Annotated in this window: 13 protein-coding genes; 2 read left to right on the plus strand and 11 right to left on the minus strand. The window is 57.9% G+C overall.

Going from position 1 to position 22,049, the window contains the following annotated elements; translation table 11 throughout:
* The first annotated feature begins 48 nt into the window (after positions 1–48).
* Entirely contained in the window at positions 49–1,338 is a 1,290-nt protein-coding gene (locus tag IAE27_RS05050; RefSeq protein WP_004102118.1) for an MFS transporter, read from the plus strand.
* Between the two features lie 81 nt (positions 1,339–1,419).
* Here IAE27_RS05050 and IAE27_RS05055 read toward each other — a convergent pair whose 3' ends face one another.
* The 6 genes from IAE27_RS05055 to IAE27_RS05080 all read right to left on the minus strand — a co-directional run bounded on the left by IAE27_RS05055 (position 1,420) and on the right by IAE27_RS05080 (position 6,139).
* Positions 1,420–2,472 carry a tyrosine-protein phosphatase gene (locus IAE27_RS05055; RefSeq protein WP_115239561.1) on the minus strand — a complete coding sequence of 351 codons (1,053 nt, stop codon included), beginning with the start codon at positions 2,470–2,472 and terminating at the stop codon, positions 1,420–1,422.
* A 10-nt stretch (positions 2,473–2,482) separates the two neighbouring features.
* Positions 2,483–3,334, minus strand: coding sequence for a PTS system mannose/fructose/sorbose family transporter subunit IID (locus IAE27_RS05060; RefSeq protein ID WP_004113118.1), 852 nt, complete (start codon positions 3,332–3,334; stop codon positions 2,483–2,485).
* Positions 3,331–4,125: a PTS mannose/fructose/sorbose/N-acetylgalactosamine transporter subunit IIC gene (locus IAE27_RS05065; RefSeq protein WP_004102115.1), complete on the minus strand. Its 795-nt coding sequence runs from the start codon at positions 4,123–4,125 to the stop codon at positions 3,331–3,333. Before IAE27_RS05065 ends, IAE27_RS05060 begins: the two co-directional genes overlap by 4 nt.
* Before the next feature lie 40 nt (positions 4,126–4,165).
* Positions 4,166–4,636 (minus strand): PTS system mannose/fructose/N-acetylgalactosamine-transporter subunit IIB, encoded by a 471-nt coding sequence (locus tag IAE27_RS05070; RefSeq protein ID WP_004102114.1) that lies wholly within the window; start codon positions 4,634–4,636, stop codon positions 4,166–4,168.
* 11 nt (positions 4,637–4,647) lie between these two features.
* Complete coding sequence (locus IAE27_RS05075; protein WP_004102113.1) at positions 4,648–5,079, minus strand: PTS sugar transporter subunit IIA; 432 nt, start codon at positions 5,077–5,079, stop codon at positions 4,648–4,650.
* Between the two features lie 208 nt (positions 5,080–5,287).
* Positions 5,288–6,139: a MurR/RpiR family transcriptional regulator gene (locus IAE27_RS05080; protein ID WP_032704848.1), complete on the minus strand. Its 852-nt coding sequence runs from the start codon at positions 6,137–6,139 to the stop codon at positions 5,288–5,290.
* 122 nt (positions 6,140–6,261) lie between these two features.
* On the opposite strand from IAE27_RS05080, the gene IAE27_RS05085 reads away from it, so the two are divergent.
* On the plus strand, positions 6,262–6,843 hold the full coding sequence (locus tag IAE27_RS05085; protein WP_032746056.1) for a nucleotidyltransferase family protein: 582 nt from the start codon (positions 6,262–6,264) through the stop codon (positions 6,841–6,843).
* A 45-nt stretch (positions 6,844–6,888) separates the two neighbouring features.
* On the opposite strand, the gene IAE27_RS05090 is transcribed toward IAE27_RS05085, so the two are convergent.
* The 5 genes from IAE27_RS05090 to irp1 all read right to left on the minus strand — a co-directional run bounded on the left by IAE27_RS05090 (position 6,889) and on the right by irp1 (position 21,992).
* Positions 6,889–8,910 carry a TonB-dependent receptor gene (locus IAE27_RS05090; protein WP_200092075.1) on the minus strand — a complete coding sequence of 674 codons (2,022 nt, stop codon included), beginning with the start codon at positions 8,908–8,910 and terminating at the stop codon, positions 6,889–6,891.
* A gap of 130 nt (positions 8,911–9,040) precedes the next feature.
* On the minus strand, positions 9,041–10,618 hold the full coding sequence (locus tag IAE27_RS05095; protein WP_200092078.1) for a (2,3-dihydroxybenzoyl)adenylate synthase: 1,578 nt from the start codon (positions 10,616–10,618) through the stop codon (positions 9,041–9,043).
* A 3-nt stretch (positions 10,619–10,621) separates the two neighbouring features.
* On the minus strand, positions 10,622–11,425 hold the full coding sequence (locus IAE27_RS05100) for a thioesterase II family protein (RefSeq protein WP_070557621.1): 804 nt from the start codon (positions 11,423–11,425) through the stop codon (positions 10,622–10,624).
* Positions 11,422–12,519 (minus strand): Gfo/Idh/MocA family oxidoreductase, encoded by a 1,098-nt coding sequence (locus IAE27_RS05105; protein ID WP_070557620.1) that lies wholly within the window; start codon positions 12,517–12,519, stop codon positions 11,422–11,424. Before IAE27_RS05105 ends, IAE27_RS05100 begins: the two co-directional genes overlap by 4 nt.
* On the minus strand, positions 12,516–21,992 hold the full coding sequence (gene irp1 / locus IAE27_RS05110) for a yersiniabactin polyketide synthase HMWP1 (RefSeq protein WP_200092087.1): 9,477 nt from the start codon (positions 21,990–21,992) through the stop codon (positions 12,516–12,518). The genes IAE27_RS05105 and irp1 overlap by 4 nt, the downstream gene beginning before the upstream one ends.
* Positions 21,993–22,049 lie beyond the last annotated feature (57 nt).

Consider the following 22,049-nt stretch of genomic DNA (forward strand, 5'->3'; position numbering starts at 1 on the left):
TGCGCCGTGCAGAATGCTGCCGTGGTTAACATTACAAAAGGATAATATATGTCCAGTCAAGCAAGCTCTCGCCTGAAGCGTTTGCAAATCATGGCATTATTGTTTTTGCTCGTGGCGGGTATTATTAACTTCCTCGACAGAACCTCACTTTCGATTGCCAATACCACTATCCGTGAAGAGATGGGGTTGACGGCAACGGAAATGGGATTGTTGCTCTCGGTATTCTCCTTTGGCTATGCGCTGTGCCAGCTGCCGATTGGCATGGTGATGGAACGGTTCGGCGTTAAAAAGGTGTATGGCTTTGGTATCTTCCTGTGGTCCGCAGCTCAGACCGCGCTGGGGTTTGTCGGCTCCTTCAGCCAGATGATTGTCGCCCGTATCGTTCTCGGCATAGGGGAGTCGCCGCACCTGCCTACCGGCGTAAAAGTCGTTAATGACTGGTATAACATCCGTCAGCGCGGCGTGCCGATGGGGATTGTGAATATGTCATCAACTCTGGCGCAGGCGCTGGCGCCGCCGCTGCTGATCGCCATGATGCTGGCTTTCGGCTGGCGCATGATGTTCATCATCATCGGGGTGAGCGGTATTATTCTTTCTATCCTCTGGTTTATGTTCTATCGCAACCGGGAAGATGCCGGCCTGTCGGCAGAAGACATCGCGCACCTGGAAGAGGAGACGCCTCCTTCCAGCAAGGAAAAGGTGACCCTGAAGGATTGGGCCGGTCTGTTTAAGCAAAAATCGATGTGGGGAATGATCATCGGTTTCAACGGCGTCGGCTACATGGTTTGGTTATTCCTCACCTGGCTGCCTTCTTATCTCGAAATGTCCCGCGGCCTGAGCCTGGAAAAAACCGGTTGGGTAGCGGCTATTCCGTTCCTGTTTGGCGCTGCCGGTATGCTGGTTAACGGCGCCGTAGCCGACTGGGTGATGAAGCGCGGCGCGGATAAAATGAAGAGCCGTAAATGGATGATCTGCCTTGGCCTGCTTTGCGCTGCCGGCTTTACGCTCCCCGCCGCTTATACTGACAGTACGTTTATGGCGGTCGCCTGCATTAGTATGGCGCTCTTCTCCATTCACTTTGCCGGTACCTCGGCATGGGGACTGATCCTGGTGTCGGTACCGTCACGGCTGATAACCTCGGTGAGCGGCATTCAGAACTTCGGCGGTTTTATCGGAGGGTCGTTTGCACCAATTATTACCGGAATGATTCTGGATAATACCGGCTCATTTACCCTGGCGCTGGTGGCCTCTTCGGTCATCGCTTTTATGGCTTCGCTGGTTTACTTCTTTATGGTGAATAAACCGATTGTGGACCCGGCGGCAGCGTCCTGTTCATGATGGTTAACTGACAGACACAACCAGGCCTCCAGCCTGAACTGGAGGCTTATTTCTACCAGTTTTTCCAGTTAGCGCGAGGGACTACTGTAAATAGTTTTCCTGCATTTTAATAAAGTCAGCGTCGGTAAAGCCAAGCTCATTTTTAATATAAGCATTAACGCTGCCGGAGAGTGCCTTCATGGTGTTCAGTGTTTCAACGATAAATGCCTCCCGGGTATCGATCAGGGTAAGTAAGTAATCGAGTACATCCTGATTATCGGTAATTTGTCGATAGGCGGTCATCTTCACATTATTTCGCGCCAGGCGGTTTGCGCCGGTCAGCATGTAGTCGGCGATAATATCCTGTTCAGAAACGCCAAGCATGGAGAGTATCAATAAAGCGCCATAGCCGGTGCGATCTTTGCCCCCACGACAATGCTGAATATTCGGCGCATTGCCCGGGTCAAGCAGGACGTTAATCATTGCCTTAAAGGCTTTTTTTGACTTGTCGCTGAGTACAAAATGCCTGTACTGCTCAATGACCTGGCCTCCCTGACCGTTAATCAGTTCCGCCGGTATATCGCGTATAACGCTCTCGATCAGCGCGCGATCCTCATTGCTGGGTTCGGCGGCAAACTGGGCCGCCAGCTCTGCGGTTTGCGCCGTGGCATCCAGGTGGAAGGTCTTATTTTCACCGATAAAGCCGTTGGGGCTTTTCGCGATTTCGTTGGCGCTGCGGTAATCAATAATGGTTTTTATCTCCAGGTCTTCCAGGTAGGCCTGAGCCTGCGGCGTCAAATTATACAGATGGTTGGAGCGATAGAGCAGGCCCCATTTAACACTTTTGCCGCCTGCACCGCGATATCCTCCGATATCCCTGAAATTATTTATACCGGATATCGGCAGGGTTCTTTCGCCAAACAACCATGAATTTTGCGCATGTTCCACAATAAAATAGATACGCTGCCGCGCCTGCAAAGGGTCATCAAAATATACCGGACCTGAGATACGATCGGTAATCAAGTTACGCTCGGCGGTGTGAATATCGCGGTCTCGCGTCCAGTAGAGCGTGGCGTTATCTAATGCTTTGGAAAAATGAATTTCAAGCTGCGTATGATTATGACGAATAACGGAAAACTGCGGTGTTTCATTCATACATCTTCCCTTAATTTAAAATCCCCAACATCGAACAAATGACGCCGATGCACATCATGCCGATGATGAGCGCGACGGTATGTTTGCCCTTAAATTTTTTGACGAGGAAAAAGATACCCAGCGCAAATAGCAGGGTCAGCAAGTTAGGAATAACTTTATCGAACATCTCCTGCACTTTTATCGACTGCTCGCCAACCGCAATAACCAGCGGAGTTGATATTTTCACGGTTGTCGCTATTAACGACCCCAGCACCATCACGCCGACCACGTTGGCGATGTTGGAGATACGCTGGATAATGTTCGAGTTTTTCGACTGCTCGATTAAGTCTACGCCCTTGTTATAGCCATAGTGGATAAAGAAATATTTAGAGCCGACGTTAACGATATTAAACAGGATGAACATCAGAAGAGGGCCAATAATATTGCCCTGAAGCGCAAAGGCCGCCCCGATACTGCCGCAGATTGGCAGCCAGGTAAATTTGAGTAAGCTATCCCCAAGACCGGCAAAGGGGCCCATTAGCCCGGCTTTTACCGACACCACGGCTTCTTTTTCTTCTTCCGAGGTTTTTTCCTCCAGCGCGGCGGTGACGCCAAGGATCAGCGCGCCGGTATTCACCTGTGAGTTGTAAAACTCAAGGTGGCGCTTCATGGCTTTAATGCGCGTTGCTTTATCGGCATCAGCGTAGAGTCGCTCAAGCACCGGGATCATGCAATGCGCAAAGCCGATGGTTTGTAACTTCTCATAATTATAAGAAAAGGACATTGACTGGATATTCCAGAAAATACGGTTTAGATCCTGCTTAGTCAGTTTTTTGTCCTGGGTTGCGGTTTCGGCCACCCGATAAGAGGCGATATCGCTCATAAGTCATATCCTTCTTCAGTGTCGGTAGTGGACTGCTGCTCTTTTTCCGCAGGTGAACTCTCGGCCTTCTGACCATTGCTGTAGGCCATGTCATAGAGCACGGCAAAAGCCAGAGCGATAAAGGTAATGGGAATGATCGGCAGCTTCAGATAGGTGGTGAGCATGAAGCCAAGCAGAAAGAAGAACCACATCCGGCCTTTCAGCAGCATTAAGAGGAGGATACAGACGCCGATAGCCGGGATCATTTTGGCGGCAACGCCCATACCGGTCAGAATACTTTCCGGGATGGCGGCCAGAATCCGACCCACCAGCTCCCCGCCAAAATAGACGGCCAGGAAGCAGGGGACGGCGCGGATCAGAAACCACAGCGGCGTAGAGAAATAATGGACTTTCAGCAGCTTACCATAGTCACCCTCCTGAATGGACTTCTCCGCCCATACGTTCAGGAAACTGGCGAAAGAGCGCCAGATGATAAGAAGCTGCTGGCAGAGTATCGACACCGGGACGGCGAGGGCGATGCCCGCAGCGATACCGCCTTTGGAGGAAATGCCCAGAGCGACGCCGATGATTGATCCGGCAATAATGTCGGGCGCGGAATAGGCCCCGACGTTGCCGATCCCCATCCACATCAGCTCCAGCGTGGCGGCGATCGCCAGCCCCTGAACCGTATCGCCCATAATAATTCCAGCAACGGTTCCCGTCAGAAGCGGGCGACGCAGCATCTGCGGCCCGACGTCGTCCAGTGAGCAGATCCCTGCCCAGATGGCGACCAGAAAAGCTTCAATTAACATAGAGTATTCCCTGTTTTAAAAGTCGTCATACGCGCTGGCGTTAAATTAACGTTTGCAGATCAACTACCGGATCTTTGGGCACCATCTGTATTTCCACCGGTATATTCCTGGCTATGAGCGATTTAAAGGCTTGTTCTTCTTCCGGCGTTACCGCGACGGCGCGGGAAAGACTCTTTCTGCCTTCCTGCATTCGCATGCCGCCGACGTTGAGTTTGTCGATTTTCACCCCGTTTTCAACGAGCGTGTTTACATCAATACTGTTAGTGAACAGCAGCATGGTGCGTCTTTTAATTTCCGTTTTTTGCAGGATTTCGATAAATTTCTGCACGCCGAATACCTGTACCTTTAATTCGGGCGGCGCGGACATGGTTAAAACCGATTGCTGGATTTTGTCGCCAGCGACTTTATCGTTGATGATGAGCACTTGTTCGATATCGTGGTTTTTTACCCACGTGGTAATTACCTGGCCGTGAATCAGACGGTCATCAATTCTTGCGAGATTAATCGGCATATTTATTTCCCCTACAGATCGGTCGATTGTGTGTATTCAGCGTGTAACGTTTTTCCGACGTTAAAACAGCTACCCGGGAAAACGTCTTCAATAATTGTTGCAATCTCATCGCGCGGTAAATCACGATTGCTGAGCACTTCCAGCAGCGTCGGGATATTGAACCCGCAGAACAGCAGGATGTCCGGATAGGTCAAAAAGAGCTCGCTCGCCAGGTTGCATGGCGAACCGCCCATCATATCGACCAGTATCACCACGCCGTTTCCCTTATTGACCGAGAGATAGGTCTCGAGCAGCGTGGCGCGCACATCGCTGATATTGGCCTCAGGCTGCAGCGAAATCACCGACACGTTGCGCTGTTCACCGATAAGCATTTCCGCACAGGAAAGCGCCCCCTGGGCAAAAGGACCGTGGCTGACCAGAATGACAGGAATTTCAGTTTGCATACGTTCTCCCGGGCTGACATTGAGTGACATTGTTACTATTTATTGTTTCTATGTTAGTAATAGTATTACTTTAAGGTGAGGGAATACACAGGACAGAAGTCCCATTTATTCATTCTGCGAGGGTGATCACTCTTCAGTTATTCGGCGCCGTGTTGGGTTTACGGCGCCGCAGGCACGGCAAGGGCAGGAGGCTGGAGCGCGTTATTCGTCAGGATTTGTGATTCTGATTGTAGAAACGCTGGGCGCGGTTTTGGGTTTGTTTCAGCAGGCGATCGTCGTATTGCTGAATAAAGAGATTCGTCACCAGCATATTGATAACCGAGAGCTGCGACATTTTTGAACGGATAGGGATCAGGCGAGATACGCTTTCGCTGGTGATGGTGTGTAACAGAACGGTAGCGAGAGCAGAGATGCGGCTTTGCCCCATTTTGGTGATAGCAATTGACGGAACGCCCAGCTGCTGAGCCATGGTCAGCAGCTTAACGCTTTCCAGGTTTTCGCCGGAATGGGAGAGAATAATCACCAGGTCATGCTCATCCAGCGTATTGACGATGCTGTACTGAATACTGTAATCCGCGTGACAGCTCACGTCTTTCTTTATTTTGATGAGCTGATACTCCAGCTCTTTACCGACGAGTCCGCTGCTGCCGGCACCGTAAATCACGATCTTATTACTCTTCCTGATCAGCGCTATCGCCAGCTCTAGCTGTTCGATATTCACGATGGCATGGGTCTCATCAATGGAGGATTTTTCAATCAGCTGGATTTTATGATTGACGCTCTCTACAGAGTCATCAAGATTGATATCCTCCTGTAAAACCTTGTCGTGCTGGGGATGACCAGAAGAGGTGATCAGATCAATTTTAAGATCGCTGAAACCCTGATAGCCGAGTTTGTGGCAGAGACGCAGGATGGTTGTGGTGCTGACATCATTCGCTTTGGCCAGGGTCTGAATGCTCATGCTTTTTAGCAGCGGCTTATTCGCCAGAATATAGTCGGCGACAAGACGCTCTTTGGCGGACAGATTGTTATTCACTTCTCTTAGCTTTAGATCAAGCACCTGGCCACCTTTAAAAGTGAGACGATAATTGTTCGCCATCATACAAGATAATCGGAAGGTTGATAACCACTCTGCCATCAGGCAGATTTGTCGCCAGGCAGTCAGACGGCACCAGGCGAAGAATGAAATATCAGGACGAATTACAGAGATTATTATTCAGCGACCCGCTCAGAATGGAGGCGCTTTATGCCGTTCAGGCGCTCGAACTCAACGATGGCTGGATCGGTGCCGGCCTGGTCAGAGATGCGGTTTGGGATCATCTGCACGGATACGGTCAAAGGCCGGTTTCGGGTGATGTGGATGTTGTCTGGTTCGATCCGAAAAGCTGCAGTGCTGCCCACGATAACGCGCTGGAAGCGGGGCTTTGCCAACGGTCGCCCGCCTTTAACTGGTCGGTGAAGAATCAGGCCAGAATGCACCAGCGTAACGGTAATCAACCTTATCATTCAACGGAGAATGCGCTTAGCTACTGGCCTGAGACGGCGACGGCCATCGCGGTCAGAATAGGGCGCTCTGGCCTTATTGAGGTCATTGCGCCTTACGGACTCGACGATCTGTTTGAACGTCGCCTGCGGCCAACGCCGGAATTTGAGGGCGATAAGCTGAATATTTTCCGCCAGCGCGTGGCGGAAAAACGCTGGCTGGAACGCTATCCTGTTCTGCAGCTTATGCTCCCGACCGGAGGCGGTCAAACCCAGCGGTGAGTCAGCGGTGAAGGGGATGCGCTAATCGCCCCCCTCTATCGATTGTCAGAAGAAATCAATGCGCGTATTGATCCCCACGGTGCGGCCCATATTGACCTGCGCGACAGCGCTGCTGCCGTTCATATAGCCGTAGGTACGGTAACGGCGATCGAACAGATTATCGACATAGACGGAAATATTCATCCGTTCAGTCGCCTGCCAGCCCAGGCTGCTGTCGAGGGTGGCGTAAGTCCCTTGCCGCAGCTGGTTATCGCCATCGAAATAATGCGGTCCCACCAGATTCACCGCCAGTCGGGGCATCAGCGCCCCATAACGGGTATCAATCATGCCGTTCACGCTGCTTCCCGCGCCGTAACGCGGAACAAACGGCACCCGATTGCCGTGATACAGCTCACTGTCATTGGTGAATTCGGAACGGATCATGTTGCCATTGATGTCCCATGACCAGCCGGGCGCAAACCGCCATTTTGCCTCAAGCTCAACGCCGGTGGCGTCGGCTCTCCCCGCGTTGCTTAAGGTCTGCATCCCGACCGGACCAGAGTAGAGCTGCATATCTTTGGTGTGGGTATAAAACGTCGCGGCTTGCAGCGTGACGTCGGCGGTCTCGTAGCGGGTGCCAATTTCGTAGTTGATGGATTTTTCCGCGCTGAACGGCCTGGCATCAAGGCCTGCGGTAGGCACGATATTATATCCGGAAGGTTTATATCCCTGAGCTACGCGGGTATACACCCGCCAGTCGTCGGTCAGCATATAGCCTGCGGAGAGCTGTCCGAGCACGTGGTCATCACTGCTTTTACCACGATCGCCAAAGGAGTTACCGAGCATACTGCCGTGATACTGCGTGCTGGCTTTATCATGTGAGAAACGCGCGCCGCCGCCGATGTCAAAACGATCGGTTAAATGCCAGGTCAGATCGCTGTAGGCGGCCAGCGTTTCGGCGGTGGTGTAGCCGGTGCTGCTTAAATAGGGCATGGTCGGCATATCGTAGGCTGAATTTAGCTTCTCCCGGGTATTCTGCCGGTACAATCCGAACACCATATCCACGGTCCGCGTCTCGCCGAGAGTCGCGGCGCGTAGCTCCTGCACATCCTGATTCCAGCGTTGGGGCATATTGACGATCAGCGAGCCGGAAGGAAAAGTGCGTGAATAATTCTGCTGCTGCCAGGCGCCGATCAGATTGAAAACCCAGTCCTCGGTGCTGTATTTCCCGCTGAGCGTCTGGCTGTCAGTGCAGCGCCGCATATATGGGTCCGGCGACCCCGGGTCGATCGACAGTTTACGGCTCTTAATATCATTCCATGCCACATAGGCATCCTGTGTCGCGCGAGTACATTCGCGCGAGGCGGCAAACCCCATTTCCCAGGGCTGGTCGTCCGGCGCCAGACGCAGTTTCACATTCCCTATGCTGGCGCGGGTGCCGCCTAAATCATCGCTTCCCGTCGCAGGGTTAATCATCTCGCCGTCATCAACCTGGCGTAACAGCGTTACGCTGCCATAGAGCAGACCATCCTGAAGAGGGCCGCTCAGGTTGAACTTGCTACGATAGCTGTCGCGGCTGCTGACGCCGCCTTCAATATAGCCGCGCGGGGTACTGTCCGGCTGCTGCGTGACGATGTTGATAATCCCGCCCTGAGCGCTTTTGCCATACAAGGTTCCCTGGGGACCCCGCAGCAGCTCCACGCTTTGCACATCGGTTAGCGCCTGGATGGTGTTAGTAGATAGCTGGGGAACCCCGTCGACATACAGGGTGACGGCAGGGTTATAGAAGTCCTGGGCAGAAGAGATGCCGCGAAGCGAGATCGTTGAAAAAAGCATATTGCCGCTATTTTCAATATTGAGTCCGGGCAACACTCGGGGGAGTTTGTCGCTGGCGGTAACGCCTGCGTCGCTTAACTCCGTCGCGCTGATAACGGTAGAAGAGACGTTATTGGCTGATGCCGAGCGGGAAGACTGTTTACTGGCGGTGACCACCAGCGTGGTTTCGTCTTGCTGTGCAGTCTGGGCATGAGCCATGCCCGGGAGCAGAAACCCTCCCACAATCAGAGGGTAAAACCGTGTCATTTTCATTGTTATGAGTCCCTGTAAAACGGCGAAACGCCAAAAATAGCCACAACGGTGAATTGAAAATGATAACTATTTCTAATTGTGCTGCTACCCGAAACGGGTTTATTTCCACCTGTTTCGGGTAGGGTTGCGCTTATTGTGACGTCTGGCGACAACGCTCGGTGGCGAGCGCCGTCAGGCGTTTTTTATCTACCTTGCCGACGGCGGTGAGCGGCCAGTGGGTCAGAAACTCAATTTGGTCCGGAATTTTCCACGCGCTGAGCCCCAGCCGGGTTAGCTGGTGACGCAACTGTTGATAGTCAAATGGCGTCTGCTGCGCGATGATAAACGCGCAAATTCGCTCGCCAAGCAGCGTGTCCGGCGCGGCAACCACGGCGCAATCCTTTACCCCCTCCAGACGCATCAGCGCCGCTTCCACTTCCGCCGCGGCAATTTTCTCTCCGGCGCGGTTTATCTGCTCTTTTATGCGTCCCTCAACGTACAGGTTTCCCGCCTCATCGCGCCTGACATTATCGCCCGTACGGTAAAATCCTTGCGCGGTAAAGGCCCGGGCATTGTGCTCGGGAGCGCGATAATAGCCCGAAATCGTGTAAGGGCCGCGCGTTAATAACTGTCCGGTTTCGCCAGGCGCAACGTCGTTCTCTTCTTCGTCAACGACGCGAATTTCATCCAGGGGAGATAGCGGGCGCCCCTGGCTATGGAGAACGCTGACCAGCGGATCGTTGAGACGGGTAAAGCAAAGCAGCCCCTCCGCCATGCCGAATACCTGCTGCAGGGTGCAGTTAAAGGTGGCGATGATCTGCTCTGCCAGCGTCGGATCGAGGCGGGCGCCGCCCACCTGAATGACGCGCAGCGAAGAGAGATCGCTCTCTTCCCACTCTCTGGCCTGCGCCCAGAGCTGCGCCAGGGCCGGCACCAGCGCGACGTGCGTCGCGCGGCATTCGGCGATTAATGGCATCGCCTCATCGCAGCTGGCGCTGTTGGTCAGCACCACCTTCCCGCCGCAGGCAAGCGTTCCCAGAATACCGGGACAGGCCAGCGGAAAATTATGCGCCACGGGAAGGACGGCGAGATATACGCTTTGGGCGTTGATGCCGCACAGTTCGGCAGAGGCGCTGAAGTTATAGCTATAGTCGGCGTGCCGTCGCGGAATAAGCTTTGGCGTCCCGGTGGTGCCGCCTGAAAGCAGCAGCAGCGCGGTGGCGGAAACCTCGGGCTGCCGCCACGCCTGAAGCTCGCCGCGCAGCGAGAACAGCGGCGTAAAATCGTCATCTGCGCATTGTTCAATGGTCAGAACATGACGCAAGCAGGCGTGTTTATGCATCATCTGGCGGGCCAGCCCTGCATGGTTTTCCCCGTGAATAAAATAAGCGACGGGTTGCGCCAGCGCGATCAGCGCGTCGATATCCAGCTCCCGCTGGGAGGGCATCGCCAGAACGGGGATCGCGCCGAGTCTTAACAAGGCGAACAACAGGATCACGAAGGCGTTGCCGTTTGGATGCTGCACAATCACATGCTGTCCTGAACGCAACCCCAGCGAGTCTAACCCTGCGGCAAGCTGGTCGACCCGGACATCAAGCTCGCTGTAGGTTAGCGCACCCCCGTCATCAACAAGCGCTGTTTGCGTGGAATAACGCGCCGCCCAGCAGCGCAGCTGTGCGGCAATAGGTAAGGGATACTGTTCAATCAGAGTGTTAAAAGAAGCGTGCATGCGTCACCTTTCAGAAGTACTGGACTGTTTTTGCACAGCGGTCAGCGTCGAAAATGCGTCGGGAAAATGGCGGACAATCTGCGTAAAGAAGGCGCGGGATTGTTGAATGGGATAGAAGTGATCGCCGTCGATTGTGACCGGCCCGGTAACGTGGGTCAGCCACTGACGCCAGGCGTCGACCTGCTGCCGGGAGGCTTCGCGGTCGTGGCTGCCGCATATGAGCAGCGCAGGCGTGCGCAGCGGCGAGGCGCGATCGGGCGAATCGTAGTGATAATGCTCGGTGGCGTAAAAATCGGCGCGCAGGAGGGGAAGAAACAGCGATATTAACTCCTCGTTTTCCCGCAGCTCAGGCGAACATCCGCCAATATCTATCAGCTCAGCGATAAAGTCGGCATCATCGCGATGGCTGAGTCGGCGTTCGGAATGGAGATGAGGAGCATGGCACCCCGAAATAATCAGGCCATGCGGCGCATGTCCTCGTTGCTCCAGAAGGCGACATGTTTCAAACGCCACCTGCGCGCCCATACTGTGCCCGGCGAGCAGCAGCGGCGCGTCAGGAGATACGCTCTGTTGCAGTTCGTTCGCCAGCCGTACCGCCAGCGGCATAATGCTGTTGAGCGGCGTCAGATGGCGCAGGCGATCGCGTCCCGGCCAGGTTACCAGGGAAAGCGCGATGTCCGCCATAGGCTGCTCTCGCCAGCAGCGAAACGCGCTACTGCTGCCGCCCGCGAAGGGGCACATCACCAGATGCGCCGTACTGGCGCTGCGGGCGGGCCATAACGGAGTACACATGGCAGATTGTATCATCGGGACTCCTCATCGTGGCGGTAGAAAGCCGTTAACCGTTCATGACGCGGCGGCTTCAGATGGCGGATCTCGGCATTGCCGGTCGCGCGTAAAATCTGCTGCCATAGGTACGACACCGCCAGCTGATGAGCGCCGTGGCAGGCGGCAGGCGCATTTTCGCCCGCCAGATGGCTGCACAGCTGATGGAGTAATCTTCCGACGCCCTCAGGCCCGGCGGTTTCACAGCAATCACGCCAGCTCAGGGGCGCCGGGCTGCGCGTCTGACCCGGCGGGTCGCGCAGGATCTCCGGCCTGCGGTAGAGGCTGTGAGCATTCTCCTGATGTTCGGCGACAAACAGGCTGGATGACCAGATGACGGGGCCGTAGCTCGCCTCCAGCGAAAGATGTCCTTCCGGCCATCCCAGCAGCAGACGATGCATAATCAGGCTGTGCATATCCGGATCGTCAGGATCGAGATAGCGCTGAAGCAGCAGGCAAGCCTCTCCCTCCGGCCAGTAGAGTCTCAGACAGTGAAAGTCACTGAAGCTGCCGACCACTTCGCACGCCACGCTGGCGGCATCCACGCCCAGAGCCAGCAGCAATAAATCGAGAGTGGAGTAGAGCAACTGCCGGCTGGTGGTGGCATGGACAATCGACGGCCCCTGATCCAGACAGCGACGTAACTGCTCCGCGTCCCTGAGCCACACGCGACCGGCAAGCGCGTGCGGATAAAACGTATTGACCCAATAGCAACGCCCCTGTTCCTGCGCCAGCGCTTGTAATGAACGGACATCATCCGGGTGGAGGGGATGCTCCTGAATAACGTGCGCGCCGTGAGTTAAAAAGTGCCGGGCAAGCTGCGTTCCGCTCCCGCCGGCGACGGTCGAGCGCACGACGATACAGGCGATATCCGGCATCTCCTTGATCTGTTCGAGCGAGGTATACAGCGGGATACCAAACGCCTGGGCCAGCTCTTTTGCGCGCGGGCTTCCCTGGGCCAGCAGGCCAACCAGTTCGAGCCCCTCCTGGGGCTGCATAAAGGCGTTGAGGTACATTTCACCGAATTTGGCGCCCACAATCAGTACGCGTTGTTTGTCGAAGGTGGACGGCATCATAAGGTGTTCTCCGGTTGCGTTGAGGTTGCGCCAAGCCAGCGCTGGATATGCTGCGCGCAAGCCTGAACGTGGGGGGGCTCCAGCATGATTTGCCAGTGGCTGGCTTTAATCGCATAGCTGTCGGCGCGGTTCATCCAGGCCCGCCATTCGGTCTCCGCTGGCGTCCAGCGCGCGGGTCTCATTACGGCATGCAGGATGAGGCAGGGAAGCGCAACGGCTTCGCCCGGCGTATGCCCGGCCAGTAAACGCAGCAGATGCGCGATGTTGTCGATCCACGTTTCTGCCGCTTGCCGCGTCAGGTTTTGCGGCACCATTCCCGCCGTTCTGGCAAGGCCGATGAAGACGGCAAGCTGGCGGGCGGGCGTCAGCCGGTCAAAATGTTCCGGCAGCGCCAGCGGCGTATTCCCTTCGGCTAACAGCCGCAGCAGGGCCGTCCGGTTGGCGCAACGAAAATCCTGTCGACACACGGGATCGATTAACGCCAGCCGTACCTGCTCGCCTTTGGCGTACAGACGCTGCGCGGCGCCAGCTGCAAGAAAAGCGCCGTACGACCATCCCGCCAGCACATAGGGGCCGTGTGGCTGCTGGCGACGGATGGATGCGACATACTCATCGATCATCCGATCAAGCGTGGCAAAACGCTGCGGCGATTTTGCCTGCAGGCCGAATACGCGCCTGTCCAGCGCCCGGGCAAGCGGCAGCCAGGCGCTGATATCGCCGTCGGAAGCGTGGAAAACAAACAACGTTTCATCGCCCGCGCCGTGGCAAATGAGCACAGGATTGTCCTCTGCCGACGAACAGGCCTGCAGATGGGCGCAGAAGTCGCTGAGCGTTGAATGGGTGAACAGATCCTGAAGGCTGGCGCTGGCAATTCCTCTGCGGTTCAGCTGCGCGACCATCCTTGTCGCCATCAGACTGTCGCCGCCCAGCGCAAAAAAGTCGTGATGCCTGGCCACGGGGCGAGAAAGCAGCGATTGCCAGAGTTCAGCGACCTGTTTTTCCAGCGTCGGATCTCCCCCGGCGACCGGGGTCGATTCGGCTGGCGCAATCTGCGCAACGGACGGGGTACGCAGCGGCGCAAGTAACGCTTCTTGTTGGCGAATCCGTAATGCGGGCAGGCCGGAGCCAAAACGCTGCTGCAGATAGCGGCTTACGGCTGCTTTATCCGGTCGATTCACGCCAGGCGAACGCGCGACCAGCAGATGCTGGCGCAGAGGCGAGGATTCCTGCGTCGGCCACGCCAGCTCGTTGACAAACCCGGCCTGCGCAAGCACTTCCTGCCACGTCGAACGGGCGAGCATGGGTTTCTCATCCCGGCGGCGGAAATCACGGTATCCGCTCAATCCCTCGATAAAGCCGACGCTCGCCAGCTGGAATACGCTGTTTCGCTCCGTCGCCTCGACGATCAGCAAACGTCCGCCGGTTTTCAGCAGCAGCTTTAATCGGCGCAACGTCTGAACGATATGACTGGCGTCGTGAAGCACATTGACGGCAATAATCAGGTCGTATCCTTCTGCCGGATGGGCGGCGAAATCCAGCGGCTGGTTAATGTCGAATAAGGCGTAAGAAACCCGCGATTGATCGTGGAAACGGCTCCGGGCATCGTTGAGGAACTGCGTGGAGACATCGGTGAAATGGTATGAACGTCGCGTGCTTTGCGTGGCCTTCAGCACCGGCTCCGCGGTGGCTGCGGTTCCGGCGCCCACCTCGAGGATGCGTTCTGCGCCGCACAGGGTGGCAATCTGTGCGGTATAGCGATTCAGACAGGCGCTGGCGGGGTTTTCGCGATACAGCGCGTCGGTTACGCGCAACGGCTCATTGAACAGCAGTTCCAGCGGCGAACACTGCCCGGAGAAAAGGTCGTCGTGGCAGGAAATACAGGCGTCCAGATACTGCGCCAGCGCCTGACTCCATTGGGTTGGCGGGCAGGCATCCTGCGGCCCGGGGATCTCGCTGAACGCCATGCGGCTGCGCCAGCTATCCCCCTCGCGGGCCAGCCATTCTCTTTCCGTCAGACACTGTAGCCACTGGCGCAGCAGCCGTCGCCGGGCCCCCTGCGCGGCCAGCGCCTGTACAATTTCGCTAAAGCGATGGGCGCTCTCCGGCGAGGTGAATAAACCATGGCGAGTCAGCGTGTCGGCGATCCCTCGTAGCGCACGCGCCTCCAGCCAGCGCCAGGTCGCGTCCAGTTCATCAAGTTGCGCCTGCTCAGGCAACGGCAGCGCCAGCGAGGCGAGATCGCGCTCAGCCGGGGCGAGCGCGGAGAGCGACGGCCCCTCGGCCATGACGATATCCAGCGTTAACGCGCCATTTTCGCTTAGTTCCGCTCTGGCCCGCTGGATACCGGGATAGTCCAGCGTCGCCTGCTCAATATCCCGCAAATCGTAGTCCGTCTGCGCGTTGAGCGGCCAGCGGCGGCGCGGGTTCTGTTCGGCAATACCGCTGGCCATCGTCTGCGGGCTTTCAGGGCTGGCAATAGCAGCCTGCAGGATGGCGCAATAGTCTGTAAACATGGCTTGCGCTGTGCCCGGCTCCAGCACGTTATCCATGCAGTACCAGCTAAACGTCAACTCGCCATCGCTCTCCATGACCTGATGATCCAGCCAGACCTGCGGCGTTTGCGTGAACACATAGCAGGGTTCACCGAACAGACGACTCATCGCCCGATCGATAGCCATGCCTTCAAGCGTCATTCCCAGCATGCTGGTAAACACCACCGGCATCAGCGGTTGATGCTGCGATCCGCGCAGGCGCCCCAGCTCGCGGATCACCTCGACGCCGTTCATTTCGCTGTGCGCCATGTTCTGCCACAGGCGCTGCTGGGTTCGTTGCATCTGCTCTTGCAGCGTCGCCGGCGCGGTGAAGTTAAAATCGACCAGCGTGACGGAGGTAAAATCACCAATCAACTGGTTGATTTGCGGATGAACCGGCTGGCGATTAAAGAAAGTCAGGTTCAGGGTAAATTCAGCGGTGCGGCTCCAGCGCTCGAGGGTGGCGGCAAACAGCGTGAGCAGCGCGGCAGAAGGGGTGAGCCCTTGCTGCTGCCAGCGCTGCTTAACGGCCTGCCACGCAGGCTTGCCGATCGTTGAAGTGAACGTGGTGAAGTGTGGAGTTTCCGGCGGCGTCTCCACCACCGGCAGTTCCGGCGCCAGGGGTAACTGCGGTAGTTTTTCCTGCCAGAACTCCCAGGCATCGTGCCATGCCGCCGTCTGCCGGCGCGCCTGTTCAGCCATCACATAATCGCGGAAGGTGATATCGAGCGGCGCCAGCGTCTCTCCGCGCCAGGCCTGCGCCAGATCGTCCATCATAACTTTAAAACTCTGCACATCGAACTGCAGAAGATCGAGGTTCATGTGCAGGCGATAGCGACAATCGTCGATTTCGCTGACCACCAGTTCAAAAAGAGGCCACTGGTCGGCGGGTAAAACGCGATAGCTCAGTTCCAGCCGCCGTTTTTCCAGCGCCAGGCGCTGCTCCTGCGGGGAGAGCGCGCGCAGATCGTCGCGCGGGATGCGATACGTCGGGGTTGTCGCCAGAACGCGCTGTTGGCCGTCGGCATCCACCACCATTCGCAGCATATCGTGACGGGCAATAAGCTGGTTCCATGCTTTCTCCAGTACGGAGAGGTCGAGTTCATCGTGGCGTTTATCCCACTCAAACAGCACGTGACAGGCAACGCCGCCATAACCAATAAGATGGGTTCTTCCCAGCCAGTAGGCGTGCTGAATCGGCGTCAGAGGGAAGGGGGCATAACGCTCATCGGCGTCGTGCCGTAACGCTTCCGGCTGCGAAGCGGCAGGCGTCTTCTCTGGTATAGAACAGATAAGCTGCGTGAGCCCGCGCGGCGACAGATCCTGCCACGCCCGTTCCGCATTGATGCGCACGCCCAGGTAGTGCTGAATATCGCTACTGAGCTCAAGGAAGAGCAGCGAATCCATGCCCAGCGGCAACAGATCCTGATTTGCCTGCAGCGATGCCGGATCGCTTAGCCGTAACTGAACCGCGATGCGTTTTTTCAGCCATGTCATTACCGCCGTTTCATCGCTCAGGCTGCCGTTAAAGACGTTGTCATCCGCAGGAGGGCTGACCGGCACTGCGGCTTTTTCTGCGGACCCGCTATGGAACAGGGCCTGTTGTAGCGGAGGCATGTTGTCGCTGAAAACACGCATCGCCAGCCGCCATGGGGCACCGCGCATTACCGCCTGTTCCAGATGCCAGCAGCCTTCGGCATTGCTTAACGCGCCCATGCCGCGGCTGGCCAGCGTCGCCAGCATTTCCGGCGTGGCCGCCCGACCGCTTTCCCCCCAGGCGCCCCAGGCAATGGTTATCGTTTTCGGAGTATCATCAGAAGTATGTTGCCGCGCCAGCCCGTCCAGATAGCCGCAGGCCAGCGCATGGGCGCTTTGACCCGGCGCGCCGAGGGCGGCGGCTGCGGAGGAGTAAAGAATAAGATAGCGTGCGTTGTGGTCGCTCAGGCTTTGCCGCAGCTGGTCTGCCGCCTGCGCTTTCACCGCGAAAACCGCGGCCAGCTGGCGATCGTCCAGATCCTGCAGCGGCCCATCAGCCAATACGCCTGCGGCGTGGATCGCCCCGGCAATGCCGCCATCGACCGCCAGCTTATCGAGAACCCTGGTCAGCTGTCGGGCGTTGCCAACATCACAACGGCAGACGCGGATTTGCACGCCCTCGATGTCGCCCGGCCAGGAGGCATCCACGCGCGGCGCCAGCAGGGCAATACGTTGCGCCCCTTTTTCTTTGAGCCAGTTAACGGCAAGGCGGCCCAATCCGCCAAACGCGCCGGTCACCAGATGCCAGCGGGTATCGCCAGCGAAGACATTTGCCGGGAGATCGGCGGCGCGCCCTGGATTCGGCGCCAGGGAGGGGAGCCAGAGGGCGTTGCCCCTTGCGGCGAGCCAGCGCTGAGAAAGGGAGACGGCGCTCAATCCCTGACGCAGCGTTTCCCATGGCGTGTTTTCGGCCAGATCGATGGCGGCAATCAAGCGTTCCGGCTGTTCATTGGCCGCGACGCGAAGCAAAGCCCACAGAGCGTGATGAGACGCGGCGAGCGCCTCATTCTCCTCAACCTGCCACGCGCGGCGAGTGATCGCAATCAATCCTCCGGCGCCGGTGGTCAGGGCCTCCTTCACTTGTTTCGCTAACGCCAGCGTCTGTTCGCTCTCCTCGACAATCATGAGCACCGAAGCGGCCTGCGGATCGTGAAGGATACCGCATTGCGCCAGCTCATTTTCGTGCGCAAGCGTACCGGCGCTGAAGCGAAATGCCAGTGGGCGGCCATCGCTGGCGGCGCTGAAGGGCGTCCAGCGCCATTGATAATGCGTCTGCGGCGCAGGAACAGGCGCGGCGGGAGCCAGCGGCAGCCACTCGCCATCGGGATGACGGGCTTCCACGCGCATCTCGCCGCGGGAAAAGGCGGCGTTTCGCCAGCTTAAGCGCACCTCCCCCAGCCACTGCGGAGGGCTGACCTGGGGCGCTTCCACGGGGGAATCGTCGCCGTGCCGCGCTGAGAGCCGCCGCCAGGCCTCCTGCCAGCGGGCGTTAAACCGTTCCGGCTGACCCGCGCAATCGGACCAGTCGGCGAGATCATCAGCGTTATCCGGCAACGTCTGCCCCAGCGCGGATGCTGATGACGAGGATATCCCCTGACCGGGCAGCGTGGCGAGAATGATATGTTCGCTCATACCGGCGGTCGGGCTACCCTCCTGCGGTAGCCACGCCACTTTGCTGAATCCGGCGCGGCGACACTGCTGCTGCCACTGTTGGGGGGTGAGGAAGAGCTCGCCTTCGCGGGCGTCGATATCCTGGAGCGGAAGCACCAGCGGGCCAAAAACGAAATCAAACAGACGCATTGGCTGGGTGATTTCGCGCATCAGCAGGCGTCCGCCCGGTTTGAGCAGAGGGCGCAGATTATCGAGCGTGCGGCCAATATGGCGGGTGGCGTGGATCACGTTCGCCGCCACGATCAGATCGTATGAGTTTGCCTGGAACCCCTGGGACTGCGCCTCTTTTTCGAGATCCAGTTCGTGGTAGCGCACAAAGCCATAGTCGGCGAATTTCTGCTGGGCGCGGCGGGTAAACAGGGCGGAGATATCGGTGAAGTGGTACTCCAGCGCCGGAACGTCGTTAAGTTCCGGCAGCAGCCACGCGGTGGTGCCGCCGGTACCGCCGCCGACTTCCAGGATTCGTAAAGGGCGCTGGGGCTGACGCGTCTGGACGAGACCGCGTAAGATACCGGCGGCGATTTGGTTGAAATAGCGGCCAAAGCTGAACTCCTGATAGAGGACCTCCACGCCGTCGGAGGCGCCCTGCGGGAAGATGATCGCCACCGGCTCTTCCTCGCCGCTCATCATTTCATACAGCCGCTCGCCGGCGCGGGCGATGGTCTCGGGAATAGCCTGAAAACCTTCACAATAGCCAGCAAGCTCCGCCAGCAGAGCTTCCCTCTGCTCATGTTCAATCGGGCGGGCGCGGAAATAACGCCCGTCAGCGTAGCGGTAGTCGCCGTCGGCCACGCAGTTATTCAGCAGGCGTTGAAGCAGCTGCTGGTAGCGCGGCAGCAGACGGCCTCGGCGCATAATGGTCATGGCGTCGACGCCGCTGGCAATGGCATCGTCCGCACAGCGTTGTACCAGCCGATCGACATAGATGGCGTGTAGCCGCGTGGCGCAGCGTTTAAGCGCTTCCAGCCGGGGAAGATCGAGCGCTGCCGCGGCGCGACTCGCCACCTCAGCGCCGGCGGACAGCACGACGTCGTCAGGCTCGCAAACGTTGGAAACGTGCTCTTTCCAGTAACGCTCGGTCGCGAACGGATAGCGTGGCGCAGAGATACGTTGCCCATTGCCCGCCAGTAAGTCTGCCCATGGCAGGGTGACGCCAGCGGCGTACAGCTGGAGCAGCGCCTGATTCAGGACAGCGCTCGCCTCCTGGTTACGGCGGGCGCTGGCTATCCAGTAAGCGTTATCCCGGTATTCGCGCTGTCCGGAGGTAATCAGCTGGGCATCGGGTCCCATCTCTATAAAAACGCGGGCGCCGAGCTTGTGCGCCGCCTGAATACTCTGGATAAAGCGCACCGGCTGGCGCATATGGCGGCGCCAGTAATCCGCCTGATTGAGCGTCGACGCATCTATGGCCCCGGCGGTGAGGGTGGAAATAAGCTGTAGCTGCCCGGGCTCTGCGTGCAGCCCGGCGCAGGCGTCCTGAAAACGATCGAGTATCGGCTCCAGTAAGGCGGAGTGCGCCGCGCCGGAAACGCTCAGGCGACGATAGCTGATATCACGCTGCGAAAGCGCGGCGCAAAATTCCGCAATACGGGCTTCCGGCCCGGAAAAGACCGTATGCCGGGTGCCGTTGTTGGCCGCCAGATCCAGCTCAAACTGGCGGGCCAGCGGCATCAGCGCCTCTTCTTGCGCGAACACCGCCACCATCGCGCCGTTTGCGCACAGCTGCATCAGCGCCCCGCGGCGGCAAACCAGCGGCATAACCTGTTCAATCGTATAGTGTCCGCAGACCACGGCGGCGGCAAATTCGCCCACCGAGTGACCGATGGCGTAATCCGGCTGCAATCCCTCGGCGCGCCAGTGCGCCGCCATGGCGATTTCAAAGGCAACGATGGCCGGCTGCGCCCAGGTCATCTCCTCCAGCTGCGCCGAGTCGGGATTAAACATCGCGTCGCGCAGGGAGGGCGTGAGCATTTCACGACAGGCGGAAAAACAGCGTTCAAGCGTGTCGGCAAACACCTTCGAACGCTGGCACATGGCGTGGCCCATGGTCCGCCAGTGCGAGCCCTGCCCGGTAAACAGCCACACCTGCTTACCGCTGACGCCGTGGCCGCTATAAACCGGCGTCCCGGCCTGTTCTCCAGCCCAGGCGCTAAGGGCAGCGGCGGTATCATCATTTAATGCCGTCGCCAGACGAAAGGGGAGATCGAGACGGCGGGCGCGCAAAGCCGTGAAGGCCAGATTACTGGCATCCGCGTTTTCCCTCAGCGCCCGAGCATAGTCCGTGGCCAGCTGCCGCAACGCGGTGTCGCTGGCGGCGCTGAGCAGCAGCGCGGTGCTCCTGCTACCGTCATCCGCACCAGGCAAAGGTAATTTGAGCTCATCGGGCAGCGAGGCGACGATCATGTGGCAGTTTGTGCCGCCAATGCCAAAGGAGGAGACGCCCGCGTAGCGTATTTCCTCCTGCCACGTCTGGGCCGTCACCGGCACGGTGAATGGGCTTTCGTCGAGCTTGAGCGCCGGATTTGGCGTGGCAAAATTTAGCATCGGCGGAATTTGTCCGCGGTTGACCGCGAGGATGGTTTTCAGCAGCCCGGCAATCCCGGCCGCCGTATCCAGATGGCCAACATTGCTTTTTACCGAACCGAGCGCGCAGCGCTGATGCGGCGGGCGGGGCGCATAAACGTTGCGCAGCGCTTCAATTTCAATCGCGTCTCCCAGCGGCGTGCCGGTACCGTGGGTTTCAATGTAGCCAATCTGTCTGTCATCGATCGCCGCCAGCATTAACGCCTCTTCGATGACCGCTTGCTGTCCTGCCACCGAAGGCGCGGTATAACCCACTTTTCGGCTACCGTCGTTGTTGACCGCGCTGGAGAGGATCACGGCAATAATCGGATCCTCTGACAGCAGCGCATCTCTCAGGCGGCGCAGTACCACGCAGCCGAGACCGTTGCCGGCCCAGGTGCCTTCTGCCGAGGCGTCAAAAGGGCGACAGTGGCCATCGGGAGAGAAAATCATCCCGGGCTGGTAGCGGTAGCCCGCCTGCTGGGGGAAAGAGAGCGCCACGCCGCCGGCCACCGCCATATCGGATTCCCCCGCGCGCAGGCTTTCGCAGGCCAGATGCACCGCAACCAGCGAACTGGAGCAGGCGGTCTGTACCGATAGCGCCGGGCCATGCAGATTGAGCTTATACGCGGCGCGGGTGGCAATATAGTCCTTATCATTACCCATCAGCGACTGCAGACCCTTGACCTGCGCGACTTCCGTGACGTTCAGGGCTTCGCGGCCGGGATAGGTGCTCATCCGGGATGAGGCGAAAACGCCGGTCTTGTGGGGGACGGCGCCGGGGGCATAGCCGGCATGCTCCAGCGCATGCCAGACCGCCTGCAAAAACAGTCGCTGCTGCGGATCGATAGATTCGGCTTCTTGCCGCGAGTAGCCAAACAGGGCGGCGTCGAAGCAGTCGGCGTTGTTTAAAACCGTCCCGATATTGACGTAATGAGGATCGTCAATCACCGTGGCATCCAGACCGGCGGCCAGCAGCGCCTCGCGGGTAAAGCGCCTGCTGCATTCACGGCCTTCCAGCAAGTTTTGCCAGAACGTTTCGCCATCGGGCGCTTCAGGAAAATGGCAGGCGTAGCCGATCACCGCGACAGGTTCGCAGTCCGGGTAGCGTTCAGCGATCGATGCATCAATGGAATCTGCTGTCGGCGCAGAAGAGAAGCGCAAGTTATCCATAATCGGTCTCGTTTCCTAAGAGTCACAAAGTCAATGGCACGCCGCGCTTGCGCGACG

The organism is Klebsiella sp. S69 (genome assembly GCF_016516145.1).
Lineage (GTDB): Bacteria > Pseudomonadota > Gammaproteobacteria > Enterobacterales > Enterobacteriaceae > Klebsiella > Klebsiella oxytoca.

Bases quoted from the DNA above. Each gene is read 5' to 3' on its own strand.
- IAE27_RS05050 (WP_004102118.1), top strand. From the start codon at position 49: ATGTCCAGTCAAGCAAGCTCTCGCCTGAAGCGTTTGCAAATCATGGCA.
- IAE27_RS05100 (WP_070557621.1), bottom strand. From the start codon at position 11,425: ATGATACAATCTGCCATGTGTACTCCGTTATGGCCCGCCCGCAGCGCC.
- IAE27_RS05085 (WP_032746056.1), top strand. From the start codon at position 6,262: ATGAAATATCAGGACGAATTACAGAGATTATTATTCAGCGACCCGCTC.
- IAE27_RS05065 (WP_004102115.1), bottom strand. From the start codon at position 4,125: ATGTTAATTGAAGCTTTTCTGGTCGCCATCTGGGCAGGGATCTGCTCA.
- IAE27_RS05060 (WP_004113118.1), bottom strand. From the start codon at position 3,334: ATGAGCGATATCGCCTCTTATCGGGTGGCCGAAACCGCAACCCAGGAC.
- IAE27_RS05070 (WP_004102114.1), bottom strand. From the start codon at position 4,636: ATGCCGATTAATCTCGCAAGAATTGATGACCGTCTGATTCACGGCCAG.
- IAE27_RS05055 (WP_115239561.1), bottom strand. From the start codon at position 2,472: ATGAATGAAACACCGCAGTTTTCCGTTATTCGTCATAATCATACGCAG.
- irp1 (WP_200092087.1), bottom strand. From the start codon at position 21,992: ATGGATAACTTGCGCTTCTCTTCTGCGCCGACAGCAGATTCCATTGAT.
- IAE27_RS05090 (WP_200092075.1), bottom strand. From the start codon at position 8,910: ATGAAAATGACACGGTTTTACCCTCTGATTGTGGGAGGGTTTCTGCTC.
- IAE27_RS05105 (WP_070557620.1), bottom strand. From the start codon at position 12,519: ATGATGCCGTCCACCTTCGACAAACAACGCGTACTGATTGTGGGCGCC.
- IAE27_RS05075 (WP_004102113.1), bottom strand. From the start codon at position 5,079: ATGCAAACTGAAATTCCTGTCATTCTGGTCAGCCACGGTCCTTTTGCC.
- IAE27_RS05095 (WP_200092078.1), bottom strand. From the start codon at position 10,618: ATGCACGCTTCTTTTAACACTCTGATTGAACAGTATCCCTTACCTATT.